This window comes from Pseudomonas sp. VD-NE ins, from assembly GCF_031882575.1.
Lineage (GTDB): Bacteria > Pseudomonadota > Gammaproteobacteria > Pseudomonadales > Pseudomonadaceae > Aquipseudomonas > Aquipseudomonas fluorescens_BZ.
In genome coordinates this window covers 5,885,558-5,902,498 of the sequence record NZ_CP134772.1, presented here as the reverse complement: position 1 = coordinate 5,902,498, position 16,941 = coordinate 5,885,558, and the positions used below count along the sequence as shown (strand labels likewise).

Genomic DNA, 16,941 nt, shown 5'->3' with positions numbered 1-16,941 from the left:
CAGGCGTGGTGCCAGCACGATTCTGGCAAGTTTTTGATTGGACTAGGATTTTTGTAGAGCGGCCGTTGGCCTGATCTCTGCACCTATCATCGCTACAGTCATCGAACCGATGGAAGGGGGACGCATGACCCCGACACCCCGCAGGAAAATCGTCGTCGCTCACTCGGTGCGCCCTGACGCGCCGCAGCATGAGGTACAGACCAACAAGGCGCTGGCACGATGGCTGGCGCAGATTCTCGGATGCAAATTCGGCGGCAGTTACGATTCGGACAAACATCGCGGCCGTGATCTGTATCTGCTACCGACGCAAACCATTGTCGGCACGGCCAGTGCTCAGCAACTAGGCATCAAGGGCCCCAATGATCTGTGGGGCGGTTTCGTCGAACACGACTTCATCTGCACCAAAGCCATCAGCCACGGTTTGCGCAGTCATCTGGCTCAGGCGCCGCAGGGCTGGTCGCCATTGTTTTCCGAGCGAACGCGCAATGTGGTGCTCGACGGCCTCAGCGTGTTCTCGCTGGAGGATGCGCGGCCCGCTGCCGAGCATTTGCTGTACAGCGGTCCCATACGCATGAAGCCAGTTCACGCCTGCGCCGGTCGCGGGCAGGAAGTGATCAAAAGCCTGGATGCTTTCGACGAAATCCTTGCCCGCCCTGACATTGCAAAGCAGTTCAGCGAAGGCGTGGTGCTGGAACAGGACTTGAGCGACGTCGTCACCCACAGCGTCGGCCAGTCATTCATCGGCGATAAAGTGCTGAGTTACTGCGGTGATCAATACTTGACCAAGGACGCCCACGGCGAAGAGGTCTACGGCGGCTCGAATTTGCTGGTGGTGCAGGGTGGGTATGACGAACTGCTGAAGCTCGACCTGCCCGACGATGTGCGTCTGGCCATTGAGCAGGCGCAGGTTTTCGACGCTGCCGCCAATGAAGCCTATCCGCGCTTCTATGCCTCACGGCGCAATTACGATATAGCCCAGGGTCTGGACAGCAATGGCAAACCCCGCAGCGGTGTGCTCGAACAATCGTGGCGCATGGGCGGTGCCAGCAGTGCCGAGGTCGCAGCGCTGCAAAGCTTTGTTAATGATCCAGACATGCGCGCGATCCGTGTGTCTTCGGTGGAAACCTACATCGATCAGCCGCTGCCGGCGGACGCCATCGAGGTATATCGCGGCCCGGCTGAGAACAGCGAATTTCTCCTCAAATACGTAACGGTCAAATCCTATGACGGCTAGAAGCGAAAGCATTCAAATCGACATTGATGATGAACAGATGAGCGGGACATTTCTCAGTCCCAAATCGAAAGTCCCGGGGGTGTTGTTCGTGCACGGTTGGGGCGGTAGTCAGGAACGTGATCTTGAGCGCGCCAAGGGCATCGCCGGTCTTGGTTGTGTGTGCCTGACCTTCGACTTGCGCGGGCATACCGGCGGCACCGGGATTCCGCTGACCCGCGTTACCCGTGAAGATAACCTGCGTGATTTGCTCGCGGCGTATGACCGCTTGCTCGCGCATCCGGCGCTCGACACCTCGGCGATTGCCGTGGTCGGCACCAGTTATGGCGGTTACCTGGCTGCGATCCTCACCTCGCTACGCCCGGTGCGCTGGCTGGCGTTGCGGGTGCCGGCGCTGTATCGCGACGAGCAATGGCATACGCCCAAGCGTGAGCTGGACAAGGCCGATTTGCGCGATTACCGCAGCACGCTGGTGCGCGCGGACACCAATCGGGCGCTGCATGCCTGTTCGCAATTCACCGGGGATGTGTTGCTGGTAGAGTCGGAAACCGACGATTACGTCCCGCATGCAGCGATCATGAGTTACCGCGCGGCGTGCCAGCAGACGCATTCATTGACACACCGGATTATCGATGGCGCCGATCATGCGCTGAGCGAGCCGGTTTCACAGCAGGCTTACACCTCGATTCTGGTGGACTGGATTACCGAGATGGTGGTGGGTGAACGGTTGAGCATTATCCAATCCTGAAGATCAAAAGATCGCAGCCTTCGGCAGCTCCTACATTTGAAATGTATTCTCCCTGTAGGAGTTGCCGAAGGCTGCGATCTCTTGATCTTGATTCTAATGTCTGGGTTTCTTCTCTATTCGCAGCGCCTTGGCCTTGGCCTCCACCAGCAGATACATCACCACCGTGATCAACAACGGCAACAGAAAATAAATCGCCCGATATGCCAGCAATCCCGCCACCAGACTGCCGCGCGAAGCCTCGTGTTGCAGCAGTGCCACGAACACCGCCTCCAGCACGCCAAGCCCCGCCGGAATGTGCGTGATGACCCCGGCGATCGCACTGATCAACAACACGCCCAGCACCAACGGATAATCGAGCTTGCTCGGCAACAAAGTGAAAATTACCGCCGCCATCAACGACCAGTTCAACGCGCCCAGCAGTAGTTGCAGGACCGCCATGCGCAACGACGGCAGATTGATTTCCACCCCGCGAATCGACCACTCGCGACGCTTGGAAAACTGGCACGCGGCGAGATAACCGGCGCTGATCAGCAGTAACAGCACACCAATGCCTTGCAACGCATCGCTGCTGACTTTCCATCCTGGCGGCATGCTCACCAGCCCGCTGCTGAACACCACGCCGGCAATGGTCATGTAGCCGAACCAGTTGGTCGCCAGGCTCAAACCGAGAATCTTGGCGATGTTGCTTTTGCTCACGCCAAGGCGCGAATACAGCCGATAACGCATGGCGATGCCACCGACCCACGCGCTCAAATTCAAGTTGAACGCATAGCTGATGATCCCCACCGGCAGAATCTGTTTCCAGGTCAGGTCCTGGCGAATGTAAGTGCGGCCGATCAGGTCGAAACTGGCGTAAACCAGAAAGCTCAGCAGGGTCAGGCTGGCGGCGATGATCAGCGTGCGCACCTTGAAGTCGGCAAGGGTTTGCAGCACCTCGGCCCATTCGATGCGCGTGGCGAACATCGTCAGCAACACGATCAGCGCGAGGAAAAAAAGCAGGGTCAACGGGCGCTTCCAGCGGCTCCATTTCGAATGGCTGGCTGGCGCCGCATGGCCGCTCGGATGCACTTCGGAATGGCTCATGAGCGGTCACCTCGAAACGGCTTAAGCCGGGGTTTATGCGCTGGCAACCATCCGGCCATCGCCGGGAAATGCCGCAGAAAGTGAAACACCAGAAACCCCACGGTCATGTGCCAGATGCGTCCGCGCGGGGACTTGCTGGCGTCCATGGCTTTACAGTGGTTCTGGCTGAGGTCTTCGAGGCGTTCGAACAGATGCTGATTGAACGCGCGATCGCGGATCAGCACATTGGCTTCCAGGTTCAGCGACAGGCTCAGCGGGTCGAGATTGCTTGAACCGACGGTGCTCCATTCTTCGTCAACCAGCGCGACTTTGCCGTGCAGCGGTCGCTGGCAATATTCGTGAATCTGCACCCCGGCCTTGAGCAGATAGTCGTAGGTCATGCGTGCCGCGAGTTTGGCCACCAGCATGTCCGGTTGGCCTTGCAGAATCAGGCGTACCTCGACGCCGCGGCGTGCCGCATTACGGATTTCCCGCAGCAAGCGATAACCGGGGAAGAAGTAGGCGTTGGCGATCACGACCCGGCGTTTGGCACGGCGCAGTACCTGCAAATACACATCTTCAATATCGGAGTGGTGCTGGTCGTTATCCCGGAACACCAGGCGCACCTGGCCGTCATGATCGTTGAAGGCCATTTCCGCACGGCGCTGGCGCCGACGCTGCCACCAGAAGCGTGCGCGTCCGGGACGACCACTTTGCAGCAGGGCAAAGTGGTGGATGTCAGCGACCACCGGGCCCTGGACTTGCACCGAGTAATCCTGCTTGGCTTCGGGGCCAAAGTCGGCCAGGTGATCGCCGGAAAAGTTGATCCCGCCAATAAACGCAATCAACCCGTCGACCACCACGATCTTGCGATGCAAACGGCGGAACCAGTTGGTGCGGATGCCCAAGCGTTTCGGTGCCGGATCGAAGATTTGCAGGTGCACGCCGGCTTCGCTCAGCGCGGTGAGATAACCGGTGCTCAATTCGCCGCAACCGAAGCCGTCGAAGCTCACGGTGGTGCGCACGCCTCGTCGCGCGGCGTCGATCAGAATCTCTTGCAACTCGGCGCCGACCTTGTCTTCGAAAACGATAAAGGTCTCGAGGAGGATTTCACTCTTCGCTGCGCGCATCGCCTCGAACACTCGCGGGAAATACTCCTCGCCGTTTTCCAGCAACTCGACGCGGTTGTTGCCCTGCCAGCTGTACTCCACATCAACGTGGCCGGGCTCACGTATCGGCGGGGTGATGGCGATCGGTTCCACGGCGGATTTCTCCAGCGGCGCGCTGCTCATAGTTCGATCTCTACCGATAAAGGAACGTGGTCGGAAAGGTGCGACCAGGGCCGATTCGCCAGGACTTTCGGCTGGCTGGCCTTCAGGTTGCGCACGTAAATACGATCAAGGCGCAGCGCCGGCAGGCGCGCGGGAAAACTGCGCGCCGGTTTGCCCTGATGCTCCGCGAACACTTCGCGCAGGCCGCAGGGCTTGAGTTGGGCATCGGCGCGCTGGCGCCAGTCATTGAAATCGCCAGCGACGATCACTGGTGCGTCGTCGGGCAACTCCGCCAAGCGTTGCATGAGCAAATCCAGCTGGGCGTTGCGATGACTTTCGCGCAGGCCCAAGTGCACGCAGATCGCATGGACCTCGGTGCCGTCACCGGGCAGACGCAGCACGCAATGCAGCAGGCCACGGTTCTCGTGGCCGCTGATCGACACGTCGAGGTTGTCGTGACGGATGATCTGGAATTTCGACAGCAGTGCGTTGCCGTGATCGCCCTCCGGGTACACCGCGTTGCGCCCATAGGCGAATTGTGGCCAGAGGCTGTCGGCGAGGAATTCGTACTGCGGCATCGTCGGCCAATTGTTGTAGCGCTTGGGATGCTGTTCGTGGGTACCGTGGACTTCCTGCAGAAACACCACATCGGCGGCGACGCTGCGCACGGCTTCGCGCAGTTCCGGCAGGATGAAACGTCGGTTGAGCGCGGTGAAACCCTTGTGGGTGTTGACCGTCAGCACGGTGAAGGTGCGCACTGACGGCGCGACCACGGAGCCTTCATCGGTAAAGCCAACCGGCTCTGGAATGCTCATGGCAGTACCCCTTCGGCAACAGGTTCACCGGGGGTGGTGGCGAGGTCTTTATCCAGCTCGAAACGATGCAGCAACTCGCGGGCGTCATAGGGCGCGCGGACTTTGATGTCGTTATCGAAATAGCAGAACACCTCTCGGGATTTACGCGCGCGCGGCTTCAGCCGGGGGGCGATCAGGTGCGCGTCTTTCGGTTGCTCGCCGTGGTGCCAGGCGTCAATGCGCTCGGCCCAGCGTTTGAGTGCCGGTGCGGTGTAGCCGCTGGCGTAGAGTTCCTCGGCACCGTGCAGACGCAGGTAGACAAAGTCGCTGGTGAGGTCTTCGCGATACGGCCATTTGTCCGCGGTGTCGGCGATCACCAGCGCGGTGTTGTGGCGTTTCAACAAGCGCACGAACTCGGGGTCGATGAAGCTCTCGTTGCGGATTTCCACGGCATGGCGCAGCGGCTTTTTGCGCCAGGCTTTCATGCTGGCGTGGCCGTGCAGGTGCGAATCGTGTTGATGGGCGAGGGTGGCGGCGGCGTCGGTGTCGTGGGGCAATAATGCGAGGAAGTGTTCGAAGCGCTCAGGCTCGAATTTGAAGTTTGGCGGGAATTGCCAAAGGATCGGCCCGAGCTTTTCCTTGAGTTCCAGAATTCCCGAAGCGAAGAAATTCGCCAATGGTTTTTCGATCTCGCGCAAGCGACGGATGTGGGTGATGAAGCGCGGCGCCTTGACGCTGAAGACGAAGTCGTCGGGTGTTTCGGCGTACCACTGCGCGTAACGTTCGGGCCGTTGCAGGGCGTAGAACGATCCATTGATTTCGATGCTGTTGACTGCTCGCGACGCGAACTGCAATTCGTGTTTCTGCGCCAGTCCCTTGGGGTAGAAGTCCCCGCGCCACGGTTCGTAGCGCCAGCCGGAAATACCGATGTGAATCGTTGCCATGCCGCCCTCCCGTTGAAAGTCCTCGTGTTGCCGATATCTTTTGATGACTGCGGGCGGGCCGGGAAAGTTTCGACGGTATTACGGACGGTCACGTCCAGGGCGAAGATCAAAAGCGCTCCCCCTCACCCCAACCCTCTCCCCCAGAGGGGGCGAGGGGGAAGGGAGCTGATCTTCGCGGTTTTGAAGGCCTGAGTTCGACTGTAGACTTTCAGGTCGGTGTAACAAGATCAGGCAACTCGGTCGGCTCCCTCTCCCTCTGGGAGAGGGCTGGGGTGAGGGTGCTCTTGAACTTGCTGTGCAATTACCGATCAGTTCCTTACAGGTTCAGCCAAGGGAGATCGGAGTTTTGTTCAAGTTCAGGATCGCCATTCTGCTGGGAGCACTGCTGTTTCTCGGCGCCAGTGAAATTGACGCCGCCGCATTGCCGGGCGTCCCGGCCACCACCGAAGAAGCGGCTAAACCCGAACCGATTGTGCAGGGCGGTCTGCTCGGTGCAATCAGTTCGAGCATCGACGACGTCCAGGACAAACTCGATCTCAACGAACATCTGGTCGATGCCTGGCGCCTGCGCGCCGATCGCGCCGCCGATGAAGTCGACAAACTGGTCAATCAACCGTCGAATCGCTCGGGCTGGAGCGTTGCCGGGGACTTCCTCACGCTGTCGGGTGTCTGGCTCGGCAGTTTCGCGTTATTGACCGTGCTCGGTAGTCTGTTGGCCAAGCGTCTGCGCGAAGGTCGCTGGTTGCGCACCCGTCAGCGTAGTCAGGATCTGATTGGTTACTTGCTGCCATACACCGTGCCGGCGCTGATCTGCCTGCCGTTGACGTTGTATGTCAGCCATTTTCTGCAAGCCTCGGTAGGGCGCGCGCTGGCGCTGTGTCTGGCCTACGCCACCAGCAGCGGCATCTTTTCCACCTCGATGTTGCTGTGCGTGGTGGTGATGTTCAACGTTGGCCATAAACGTCCGGCGGCGCGGATCATTCGTGATTATTGCCCGCGGCCGCTGTTCCTGATCGGCTTCCTCGCGGCGCTTAGCGATGCGCTGACCAGCCCACAGATCGCCCGACAACTGGGCGGTAACATCACCAGCAGTATCGCTGTGTTCACCGGACTGATCGCCTCGATCATTTTTGGCTTGCTGGTGATCCGCCTGCGCCGCCCGGTGGCGCATCTGATCCGCAATCGCTCGCTCAGTCAGCGTCTGAAACAACCCTCGTTGCAGGAGTCGCTGCGGATTTTCTCGGGGCTGTGGTACTGGCCAATCGTGTTGATGGTGCTGGTCTCGGCGGTCAATCTGATCGGCATCGGCGAGGACAATCAGAAAGCCCTGCGCTGCGCGCTGTTCACCACGGTGTTGCTGATCGGCACGGTGTTCCTCAGCACGATCCTGCAGCACTTGTTCAAGTCGCGAAAGGCCGAAGCGATCCAGCGCAGCAGCGCCTACAAGGAACGTTTTCTCAGCCTGTTGCATGCCTTGCTGAGGATCGTCATCGCTATCGTCTTCATCGATATCCTCGGGCGGATCTGGGGCGTGTCGCTGCTCGATTTTGCCCAGAGCAGCACGGTCGGAAGAGCCATCAGCAACGCGTTAAGCAGCATCGGCCTGATTTTCCTGGTGACGTGGCTGCTGTGGGTGGTGCTCGACACGGCGATTCAGGAAGCGTTGAAGCCGCCGCTCAGCAAGCGCGCAGCGCGCCAGCCGAGCACACGGGTGAAAACCATCCTGCCGCTGCTGCGCAACGCGATCAAAATCATCCTCGTGGTGATCTGCGCAATCACCACTATGGCCAATCTGGGGATCAACGTCGCACCGCTGCTGGCCGGTGCCGGAGTGGTCGGTCTGGCCATCGGTTTCGGTTCGCAGCAACTGGTGCAGGACGTGATCACCGGGCTGTTCATCATCATCGAAGACACCCTGTCGATTGGCGATTGGGTGGTGCTCGATTCCGGGCATGCCGGCACGGTTGAAGGCCTGACCATTCGTACCCTGCGTCTGCGTGACGGCAAGGGTTTTGTGCACTCGGTGCCGTTTGGTCAGATCAAAGCAGTGACCAACCAATCGCGGCAGTTTGCCTATGCGTTTTTCTCGGTGCAGTTCACCTATGACACGGACGTGGACAAGGCCATCGAGTTGATTCGCGAGACGGGCGATTCGATTCGTGAAGACCCGTTTCTCAAGTACAACCTGCAAGGACCGCTGGACGTTTTTGGCGTGGACAGGATGGATTTGAACGGTGTGGTGCTGACGGCGCAGTTCCGCACGGTCTCGGGTGGGCAATATGCGGTGAGCCGGGCGTTCAACCAGCGTTTGAAGAAGCTTGTGGATAACAGTCCGGTGGTGCATTTCGCGCAGACTTATCCACAGCAGGTTTTGTTGCCGAAGCGGTCGCCGCAGGAGGGGGAGGTGATTGCGACTGAGGTGCCGCAGGAATCGCGGACTTAACGTCGGGATTTGGTGTGAGTGCTGGCCCCATCGCTGGCAAGTCGAATCGTCGCACCGCAGCTCCCACAGTGATTTGTGGTGTGCCTTCTATTCCCAGCATCACCCAAAAACCTGTGGGAGCTGCGGTGCGACGATTCGACTTGCCAGCGATGAGGCCAGAACAGTCACCCTCAATGCCGGATCAATTTGCTGCGCACCTGCTCCATATCAATCTGATCCAGCTCCAGCCAAAATTGCTGCTTGCCGGCAATCTCCGCCGCCGCCGGCAAACCATCGCGATAGACCAAGCGATTGCTCACCAACGCCGGCACTTTTACCCCCGGCAACAACGTCCCGGCCAGGTTCAGCGGATCCACCCCGCACACCGCGACCAGACTGCCGTCATGCGGCCGTCGCCGCACTTCGCGCAATAATGGAATAGCCTCCGGCAAGGCAAACTGCTCGCCCGCCAGCCCACTGACAAATCGCCCGCCACGGATCTCGCCCCGTGCTTCCAGCCGATGAAACGTGCGCAGCAACTCGCGCCAACTCGGCAACCAATCCGCCTCACGCTCCAGCAAACGCCAGAACACCACGCCATAGCGCCGCAACAACGTCATCGCGACATGTTCCAGCGTCTCGCTGTTATCCACAGCCGCGCCACGCCGCAACAACGCCCAGCGCCCGGCATCATCCATCCCACCGACAAACGCCCCGCGGCCACGCCGACTGCTGCGTTGTTGGCGCTTGCTCGGCGGGGTGATCAACGCGCGCAGGCCGGCGAAGCTGTCGGCGTTCACCAGCCCGGCGCCGACCAGTTCCTGCAAAGCGATTTCCAGCTCGGTGCGCAGCAGGTGCGCTTCATGAATCAGCTCATCGAAAAACAACGCGCCGTGCTGGCTCAGCGCTTCAAAAACCTTTTGAGTTTTCGGCGACAGCTCGCTCACCGGCGTCTGCTCGGCCAACGCACTCCACAAACCGACCTGGCTGCGCGGCAGCAACACGATCGGCGTGCTGCGCAACGCCGTGCCGCTGACCTTTTGCCGGGCGCTCAGGCGTGTCCACACCAGTTTGCCGTTGCGGCACAAATCATCCAGCCAGCTCGGCGAATAATCCTTGAGCCGCGCCGGGAGAATGTCGCTGTCCCACGCTGAAGCCGCCGCCGCGTAGCCTTCGAACTGGCCGACAATCGCCGGCAACACGGTGCTGCCCTGACCGCGTGTGGAAGGCGAGAGATGCTGCCAGTCGAACAGAAACCGCATGAAATCCTGCAGCGCGACCGGTTCGATTTCCCGGCGCAGGCGCTTGACCGTGTAGCGATGAATGCGCGCGAGCAAGTGCCGTTCGCACCATTCTTCAACGTTGACCTTGGGCGTGAACTGACCGCGTAGCACGTACCCTTCGCGCTCCAGTTGGGCGAGCGCCTGATTGACTAGAGCGGCCGGCAACGCCAGCGGTTCGGCGATGGCAGGCAACGGTAACGGGCCGAACGCACCGAGGCGTGCGCGGATCACTTCGACCAGCGCTTCATCGAACGTCCAGGCCTCATCGAATCCCGGCAGCGCCTCCAGCCCGGCTTGCCATTTGGCCTGTGGATAAAGCGCTTGCAGACACGTCAGGCGTTCGCGGGCCAGCCATAAACAATGCTCGGCATCAATCTGCAGACGGCAGGCGCGACCACTGCTGGCCAGATTTTCCAGCCATGCACGCCAGCCTTCGTTCGCTTGCACTTCCGCTTCGCTGATGCACGCCAGGCTCATCAACGCCTCGTGCATTTCATCCACAGTGTTCGGTGTCGGCCACGCTTGTTCACGTACGGCGGTAATCGCGTCGGCATCCAGCGCACCGAGGTCATCGGTGGATTGCGGATCGCTCCAGCGCCGGTTGATCACCGCTTGGGTGCGACGTTCTTCCAGCGGCGCATCGTCGAGAAAGGTGTACGGCCGCGCGCTGAGAATTTCTGCCGCGAGCGGCGAGGGCGCCGGCAGGTCGCGGCTGATCAAACGCACCTCACCACGCTCCATGCGCCGCAGCAGATTGAGCCAGCCTTCGCTGTCCATCGCCTCGTGCAGGCAATCGTCCAGTGTCTGCTCGATCAGCGGGTGCTCGGGAATTTCCCGCTCGCCGGCGAGGTTTTCCAGGCAGGCGATCTGATCGGGAAACACGCTGGCGATCAGGTCTTCGCTTTTCATCCGCTGCAATTGCGGGGCAACTTTGCGCCCGCCGGTGAAACGCGGCAACGCCAGCGCCACCCCGGCATTCCAGCGCCAGCGCACGCCGAACAACGGCGCATCAAGCACAGCCTGAATGAGGATGTGCTCGGCGCTGTTGCTGTGCAGGTAGCGCCAGATATCGTCGAGTTCAAAGCTGTGGCTGGTGGACAGCGACAGGACGATCGCGTCTTCACTGGCGGCAGCCTGCAATTCGAAATTGAAGGTGCGGCAGAACCGCTTGCGCAGGGCCAGACCCCAGGCGCGATTGATGCGGCTGCCGAACGGCGAATGGATGATCAATTGCGTGCCGCCGGACTCGTCGAAAAACCGCTCCATCAGCAGCGTGTCCTGCGAGGGCAGGGCGCCGAGGGTTTGCCGGGCGCGGGCGAGGTATTCGACCAGTTGTTCGGCGCTGGCGCGGTTGAGGCCGAGGGTTTGCGTCAGCCAGTCGAGTGCCGGTTGCAGATCGCCGGGGCTGGCGCCGAGTAGCTCGTCGAGCTGTGCTTGCAGACGTGCGACAGCGAATGACAATTCATCGCTGCGCCCCGGTGCTTCGCCGAGCCAGAACGGAATGGTCGGCGGCTGGCCGTGGGCATCCTCGACGCGCACCTTGCCGGTTTCCACGCGCAGAATCCGATAGGACGTGTTGCCGAGCTGGAACACATCGCCGGCAATGCTCTCCACCGCGAAGTCTTCGTTAACGCTGCCGATGTTCAGGCCTTGCGGCTCAAGCATGACGCTGTAATCGGCATTATCGGGAATGGTGCCGCCGCTGGTCACGGCGGTCAGTTTCGCGCCACGCCGCCCCCGCAAAGTGCGGCTGACGGCGTCGCGGTGCAGGTAGGCGCTGCGGATGCCCTGGCGACCGTTGTAGCCTTCGGCGAGCATGCTCAGCAGGGCCTGATAGTGTCTTTCGTCGAGATCGCGATACGGTGAGGCTTGGCGGAACATCGCCAACAAGGCGTCCTCCGGCCATTCCTGGCAACTGACTTCGGCGATGATCTGCTGCGCCAGCACATCCAGCGGCGCTTCGGGAATGTGCAGGGTATCGAGTTCGCCTCGGCGCACACAGTCGAGCAAGGCGGCGCATTCGATCAGGTCGTCACGGGTGGTGGCGAACAGGCGACCTTTGGGCGTACCGCCGACCTGGTGACCGGAACGGCCAACGCGTTGCAAGAAGCCGGCGATGGAGCGCGGCGAAGCAATCTGGCAGACCAGGTCGACTTCGCCGATGTCGATGCCCAGTTCCAGCGAGGCGGTGGCGATCAACACTTGCAGTTCGCCGCGCTTGAGGCGTTGTTCGGCGTCGAGGCGAAACTCCTTGGCCAGACTGCCGTGATGCGCCGCCACCGCGTGCTTGCCGAGGCGTTCGCTGAGGTGCCGGCTCAGGCGTTCGGCGAGGCGCCGGGTGTTGACGAAAATCAGCGTGGTGCGGTGCTGGCGGGCGAGTTCGGCGAGGCGGTCGTAGACCCGCTCCCAGACATCATTGGCCATGACTGCCGACAACGGCACGGGCGGCACTTCGATACCCAGATCCCGTGACCGGGCGTGGCCAATGTCGATGATCTCGCAGGGACGGTCGTGGCCGACGAGAAATTGCGCTACGGCTTCGACCGGTTTTTGTGTAGCGGACAGGCCGATGCGGGTCAGCGGTTCGCTGCATAACGCCTGTAGTCGCTCAAGGCTCAGGGCCAGATGACTGCCGCGTTTGCCGGCGGCCATGGCGTGGATTTCATCGATGATCACTGTGCGCGTGGTGCCGAGCATTTTCCGCCCCGACTCCGAGCCGAGCAGGACGTAAAGCGATTCCGGGGTGGTCACCAGAATGTGCGGCGCCGATTTGCGCATGGCCGCGCGTTCTTTCTGCGGGGTGTCACCGGTGCGCACGGCGGTGGTGATTTGCAGCTCGGGCAGGTTCATCTGCCGCAGTTGCCCGGTAATCCCGGTCAGCGGGTTTTGCAGATTGATGCGAATGTCGTTGGACAGCGCTTTGAGGGGCGAGACATAGACCACAAGCGTTTCATCGGGCAGGCCGTCGGGATTTTCCAGGCCACGGTGGACGAGGTCGTCGAGCACAGCGAGAAACGCGGTGAGGGTTTTGCCCGAGCCGGTGGGCGCAGCGATCAGCGTCGAACGGCGCTGGCGGATCAACGGCCATGCGCGGGCCTGGGCGGCGGTGACCGTCGGGAAGGTTTTGCTGAACCAGGCGCTGACGGCGGGGTGAAAGCCTGCCAGGGCCGCGTCCGTGGGGATGGGCAGATTCATGGCTTAAGTTATGCGGGCGCGGATGGGAAGATGCAAGTACCGCTGGGGATCCCGGCTGTCTGATAGGGCCTCATCGCTGGCAAGCCAGCTCCCACAGGGTTCAGTGTCGGTTACATATTCTGTGAACAACAGCAATCCCTGTGGGAGCTGGCTTGCCAGCGATGAGGTCAGATAGCAACAGCACAAATCCTTGGGAAGTACACTTTACGGATGACGGTTGCGCACTAAACCCGCAAAATGCAACGATTCCGGCAATTATGGACGACGGTTCCACGAGATCCGTCGCTAAAGCCATCGTTCCAATCAGACTGGGCCTGCTGACTCTATGCGAATGCGCCTTATGTTACTGGGCGGCGGAAATGCCCTTGGGCAGGCGCTGATTCGCCTCGGTGCGGAGGAAGACATCGGTTTCCTCGCCCCCCGCCCGCCAGAAAACGGCTGGGATGCCGCGAGCCTGACCCAATTGCTCGACGACACCCGTCCCGATGCATTGATCAACCTCGCCTACTATTTCGACTGGTTCCAGGCCGAAACTGTCAGCGAAAGCCGTATGGCCGGGCAGGAACGCGCCATCGAACGTCTGGCCGAACTGTGCCAGCACCACAACATCGTCCTCGTGCAGCCCTCCAGTTATCGGGTGTTCGATGGCTCGCGTGCCACGGCGTACAGCGAAAAAGACGAACCGGTGCCACTGGGCCTGCGCGGTCAAGCGTTGTGGCGCATCGAGCAAAGCGTTCGCGCCACTTGCCCGCAGCACGTACTGCTACGTTTCGGCTGGCTGCTCGATGACAGCCCGGATGGCACCCTCGGACGTTTCCTCGCTCGTGCCGAGCAACCGGACGAATTGCTGTTGGCGGATGACCGCCGTGGCAACCCGACGCCGGTCGACGATGCCGCGCGAGTGATCATTTCGGTGCTCAAGCAACTCGACTGTGCCGCGCCACTGTGGGGCACTTACCACTACGCCGGCCACGAAGCGACCACACCGCTGGCGCTGGGCCAGGCCATTTTGACCGAAGCGCGCAGCCTGCACGCCCTGGCCATCGAAGCACCGACCGCCCAGGCCCACGCCGCGCGACCGGACGCTGCCGAGGAGCCGCAACACGCCGTGCTGGCCTGCAAAAAAATTCTGCACACTTTCGGGATCAAGCCGCGCGCTTGGCGTGCCGCACTCCCGGGCTTACTGGATAGGTTCTACCGTCATGGCTGAAGGGACTGTTTTAATCACCGGCGGAGCCGGCTTCATTGGCTCGCACCTCACCGACGCCTTGCTCGCCAAGGGGCATTCGGTGCGCATCCTCGATGATTTGTCGACCGGCAAGCGCAGCAACCTGCCGCTGGATAACCCGAAGGTTGAGCTGATTGTCGGCGATGTCGCCGATGCGGCGCTGGTGGCCAAGGCCATGCAAGGCTGCAGCGCCGTCGCTCACCTGGCGGCCGTGGCGTCGGTGCAGGCTTCGGTGGACGATCCGGTGAAGACTCACCAGAGCAACTTCATCGGCACACTGAATGTCTGCGAAGCCATGCGTCTGGCCGGCGTCAAACGTGTGTTGTATGCCTCCAGTGCGGCGGTGTACGGCAACAACGGCGAGGGCGCTTCGATCGATGAAGACACGCCCAAGGCTCCGTTGACGCCTTATGCCTCGGACAAACTGGCGGGCGAACACTATTTCGATTTCTATCGCCGCCAGCATGGTCTGGAACCGGTGATTTTCCGCTTCTTCAACATTTTCGGCCCGCGTCAGGATCCGTCCTCGCCGTATTCCGGGGTGATCAGCATCTTCAGCGAACGCGCGCAGAAAGGCTTGCCGATTACTGTGTTTGGCGACGGTGAGCAGACGCGTGATTTCCTCTACGTCGAAGATCTGGTCGATCTGCTGGTGCAGGGGATCGAAAAGCCTGAGGTGGACGTCGGTGCGGTGAACGTTGGCTGGAATCAGTCGATGAGCCTCAAGCAGATGCTTGAAGCGCTGCAAGCGGTGGTCGGTGAACTGCCGCCGATCAGTTATGGGCCGGCGCGTTCCGGCGACATCCGGCATTCGCGGGCCAACAACGCTCGCTTGCTGGAGCGCTTCAAGCTGCCGCAGCAGACGGCGATGAGCGTGGGGTTGGCGCGGTTGTTGGGGCGCTCCTGAAAAGAGCCCCTCATCGGAACGCCGCCCGCCTAGCCCTCTCCCAGAGGGAGAGGGGACTGACCGTAGCGTTTGTGAGAAATGCGCCGACGTGAAATACCGAGTCGAACTCAGGTTTTGAAGAATACCCAAATCGGCTCCCTTTCCCCCTCTCCCTGAGGGAGAGGGCTGGGGTGAGGGGGATAGATCTCAAACTCACCACGCATTCCAGGCAGACATGAAAAAGGCGCCCTTTGACAGGCGCCTTTTTCACGGCCGGAATATGTCGCTACTCCTGTGGCAAGGGGATGTTATCCCCCGATCAACTGCGTACGGTCGCCGTCAGTTCTATGCCTGCTCACCACCAAGCCTCATCCACCACCACGTGAACGTTCGGGCAATCGACTTAGAACTTATAGCCCAAACCGACCATGTAGATGAACGGATCCACATCGACGTTGACCCGTGCGCGAGTGCCCGGCGCAACGGCGTTGTTCTCGACGGTGGCGCGAGTGTCGATGTCGATGTAACGCACTTGGGCGTTGAGCATGATGTTGTCGGTCAGCATGTAGTCTGCGCCGACCTGCCAGGCCAGACCCCAGGAGTTTTTCGCCTTGAAGTTGCTGAAACCGTTGGCGCTGGCTTCGCTGCCGACGTGCTCGTCATAGATCCAGGTGTAGTTGATACCACCACCGACATACGGCTGGAACGGCGACTTCGAGTCCAGCGGGTAGTAGACGACGCTGAGGGTTGGCGGCAGGTGTTTCAGGGTGCCGAGCTTGCCGTTGGCCGCTGGCAGGGCAGTGCCCTTGAGTTTGACGTCATGCTCGAATGGCGTCGCCGCGAGCAACTCGAGGCCGACGTGATCGGTCAGCATGTAAGCGAAGTTCAGACCCAGTTGGGTGTCGCTGCTCATGGTCGCCTTGCCGCCCAGATTGGTGCCGCTCAACGGACCCTGATCGACCTTGACGCTGGAGCTGTCGGCCTTCGGGTTGACGGTGATTGCGCCGGCGCGGATGAGAATGTCACCGGCTTCGTGGGCGTGGGCGAGCGGGGCTGCGAGCGCGAGGGCAAACAGCGAAGCGCTGAGCAAGGACTTGTTCATGGGGGCTCCGAAAGGACGTTGGAAATGTCTGATGCCCTATGGTACGAAGCCAACTGATACGGTCTTTTGACTCAGCTCAATGAAACAGTGAAGGGGCAGATTTCTGTGGGAGCTTTGCGGGCCCCATCGCTGGCAAGCCAGCTCCCACAGGTTTTGTTGGTGATCACAAAATTTGTGAACGACTCAATCACTGTGGGAGCTGGCTTGCCAGCGATGGGGCCCTTACAGACAGCATAAAATTACCGGGAATTACTCCGGCAACTCATACACATAAATCTTGTCCGCATCCATCTGATACCCGGCATCCGCCAGTTCGCTGCTCGACGCTTTGACCTGCAACGGCCCCTCGACCCAGTACGGCTGATACAGCTCATCCAGCTTCACGCCCAACTCGCTTTTCACATGCACGATCTGGTTCGACGGCGGTGGCGGCACGTGAATGCAGGCGCCGAAATACGGCACCAGCAAAAAGTCGGTGGTGCGTCCCTCTTCATTGACTTCCAGCGGCACGATGTAGCCCGGCAAACGAATGTTCTGACCGTCGAGTGATTGCACCACCGGCGCATTCGGCAGGTCCTGCTTGGCGGCTGGCGCCGACTCGGCAGACAGCGCATCACTCATCTTCGACATGTCGTGCAGCGGGGTCATGTTCGGCACTTCCGGCGCGGCGTCCGGCGGGATCATTTCCGACCACGTCAGGTCTTTCGGCGCCGCTGCCCAGACGGGCAGGGCGATCAACAACAGCAGCGCGAGTGCAGCGCGGGGCATGGTGAAC

The 16,941-nt window shown here is 60.9% G+C and carries 12 protein-coding genes; 5 read left to right on the top strand and 7 right to left on the bottom strand.

The genetic code is table 11. The annotated features are described in order from the left end of the window. The first annotated feature begins 124 nt into the window (after positions 1-124). Positions 125-1,234, top strand: coding sequence for a DUF3182 family protein (locus tag RMV17_RS26325; protein WP_311883701.1), 1,110 nt, complete (start codon positions 125-127; stop codon positions 1,232-1,234). Then, a complete protein-coding gene (locus tag RMV17_RS26320; RefSeq protein ID WP_102901724.1) occupies positions 1,224-1,979 on the top strand; it encodes an alpha/beta hydrolase family protein in 756 nt (251 codons plus the stop codon). Before RMV17_RS26325 ends, RMV17_RS26320 begins: the two co-directional genes overlap by 11 nt. Positions 1,980-2,072: 93 nt before the next feature. On the opposite strand, the gene RMV17_RS26315 is transcribed toward RMV17_RS26320, so the two are convergent. Genes RMV17_RS26315 through RMV17_RS26300 form a run of 4 tightly spaced genes read right to left on the bottom strand, consistent with a single transcriptional unit; the run spans position 2,073 to position 6,050 of the window. Continuing rightward, positions 2,073-3,062, bottom strand: a complete 990-nt coding sequence (locus tag RMV17_RS26315) for a lysylphosphatidylglycerol synthase domain-containing protein (RefSeq protein ID WP_311883696.1) — start codon at positions 3,060-3,062, stop codon at positions 2,073-2,075. Further along, on the bottom strand, positions 3,059-4,333 hold the full coding sequence (gene clsB, locus RMV17_RS26310; protein ID WP_311883694.1) for a cardiolipin synthase ClsB: 1,275 nt from the start codon (positions 4,331-4,333) through the stop codon (positions 3,059-3,061). The genes RMV17_RS26315 and clsB overlap by 4 nt, the downstream gene beginning before the upstream one ends. Beyond that, the gene (locus RMV17_RS26305) at positions 4,330-5,127 is read right to left on the bottom strand and encodes an endonuclease/exonuclease/phosphatase family protein (protein WP_095048826.1); all 798 of its coding nucleotides are present in this window, start codon (positions 5,125-5,127) and stop codon (positions 4,330-4,332) included. Before RMV17_RS26305 ends, clsB begins: the two co-directional genes overlap by 4 nt. After that, positions 5,124-6,050, bottom strand: a complete 927-nt coding sequence (locus RMV17_RS26300) for a DUF72 domain-containing protein (RefSeq protein ID WP_311883691.1) — start codon at positions 6,048-6,050, stop codon at positions 5,124-5,126. Before RMV17_RS26300 ends, RMV17_RS26305 begins: the two co-directional genes overlap by 4 nt. 346 nt (positions 6,051-6,396) lie before the next feature. Between RMV17_RS26300 and RMV17_RS26295 the strand changes: the two genes are divergently transcribed. Next, positions 6,397-8,493, top strand: a complete 2,097-nt coding sequence (locus RMV17_RS26295) for a mechanosensitive ion channel family protein (protein ID WP_311883689.1) — start codon at positions 6,397-6,399, stop codon at positions 8,491-8,493. A gap of 170 nt (positions 8,494-8,663) precedes the next feature. Here RMV17_RS26295 and RMV17_RS26290 read toward each other — a convergent pair whose 3' ends face one another. After that, complete coding sequence (locus tag RMV17_RS26290) at positions 8,664-12,950, bottom strand: DEAD/DEAH box helicase (RefSeq protein ID WP_311883687.1); 4,287 nt, start codon at positions 12,948-12,950, stop codon at positions 8,664-8,666. A gap of 325 nt (positions 12,951-13,275) precedes the next feature. Between RMV17_RS26290 and RMV17_RS26285 the strand changes: the two genes are divergently transcribed. Next, positions 13,276-14,160: a sugar nucleotide-binding protein gene (locus RMV17_RS26285; protein WP_034155952.1), complete on the top strand. Its 885-nt coding sequence runs from the start codon at positions 13,276-13,278 to the stop codon at positions 14,158-14,160. Continuing rightward, entirely contained in the window at positions 14,153-15,085 is a 933-nt protein-coding gene (locus tag RMV17_RS26280) for an NAD-dependent epimerase/dehydratase family protein (RefSeq protein ID WP_311883684.1), read from the top strand. Before RMV17_RS26285 ends, RMV17_RS26280 begins: the two co-directional genes overlap by 8 nt. A 382-nt stretch (positions 15,086-15,467) precedes the next feature. Here the strand turns inward: RMV17_RS26280 and RMV17_RS26275 are convergent, their stop codons facing one another. Together RMV17_RS26275 and RMV17_RS26270 are read right to left on the bottom strand one after the other, a co-directional pair. After that, positions 15,468-16,166 carry an OmpW/AlkL family protein gene (locus tag RMV17_RS26275; RefSeq protein ID WP_007910962.1) on the bottom strand — a complete coding sequence of 233 codons (699 nt, stop codon included), beginning with the start codon at positions 16,164-16,166 and terminating at the stop codon, positions 15,468-15,470. A 249-nt stretch (positions 16,167-16,415) separates the two neighbouring features. Continuing rightward, positions 16,416-16,934, bottom strand: a complete 519-nt coding sequence (locus tag RMV17_RS26270; RefSeq protein ID WP_034153908.1) for a DUF3299 domain-containing protein — start codon at positions 16,932-16,934, stop codon at positions 16,416-16,418. Between the last annotated feature and the right edge of the window lie 7 nt (positions 16,935-16,941).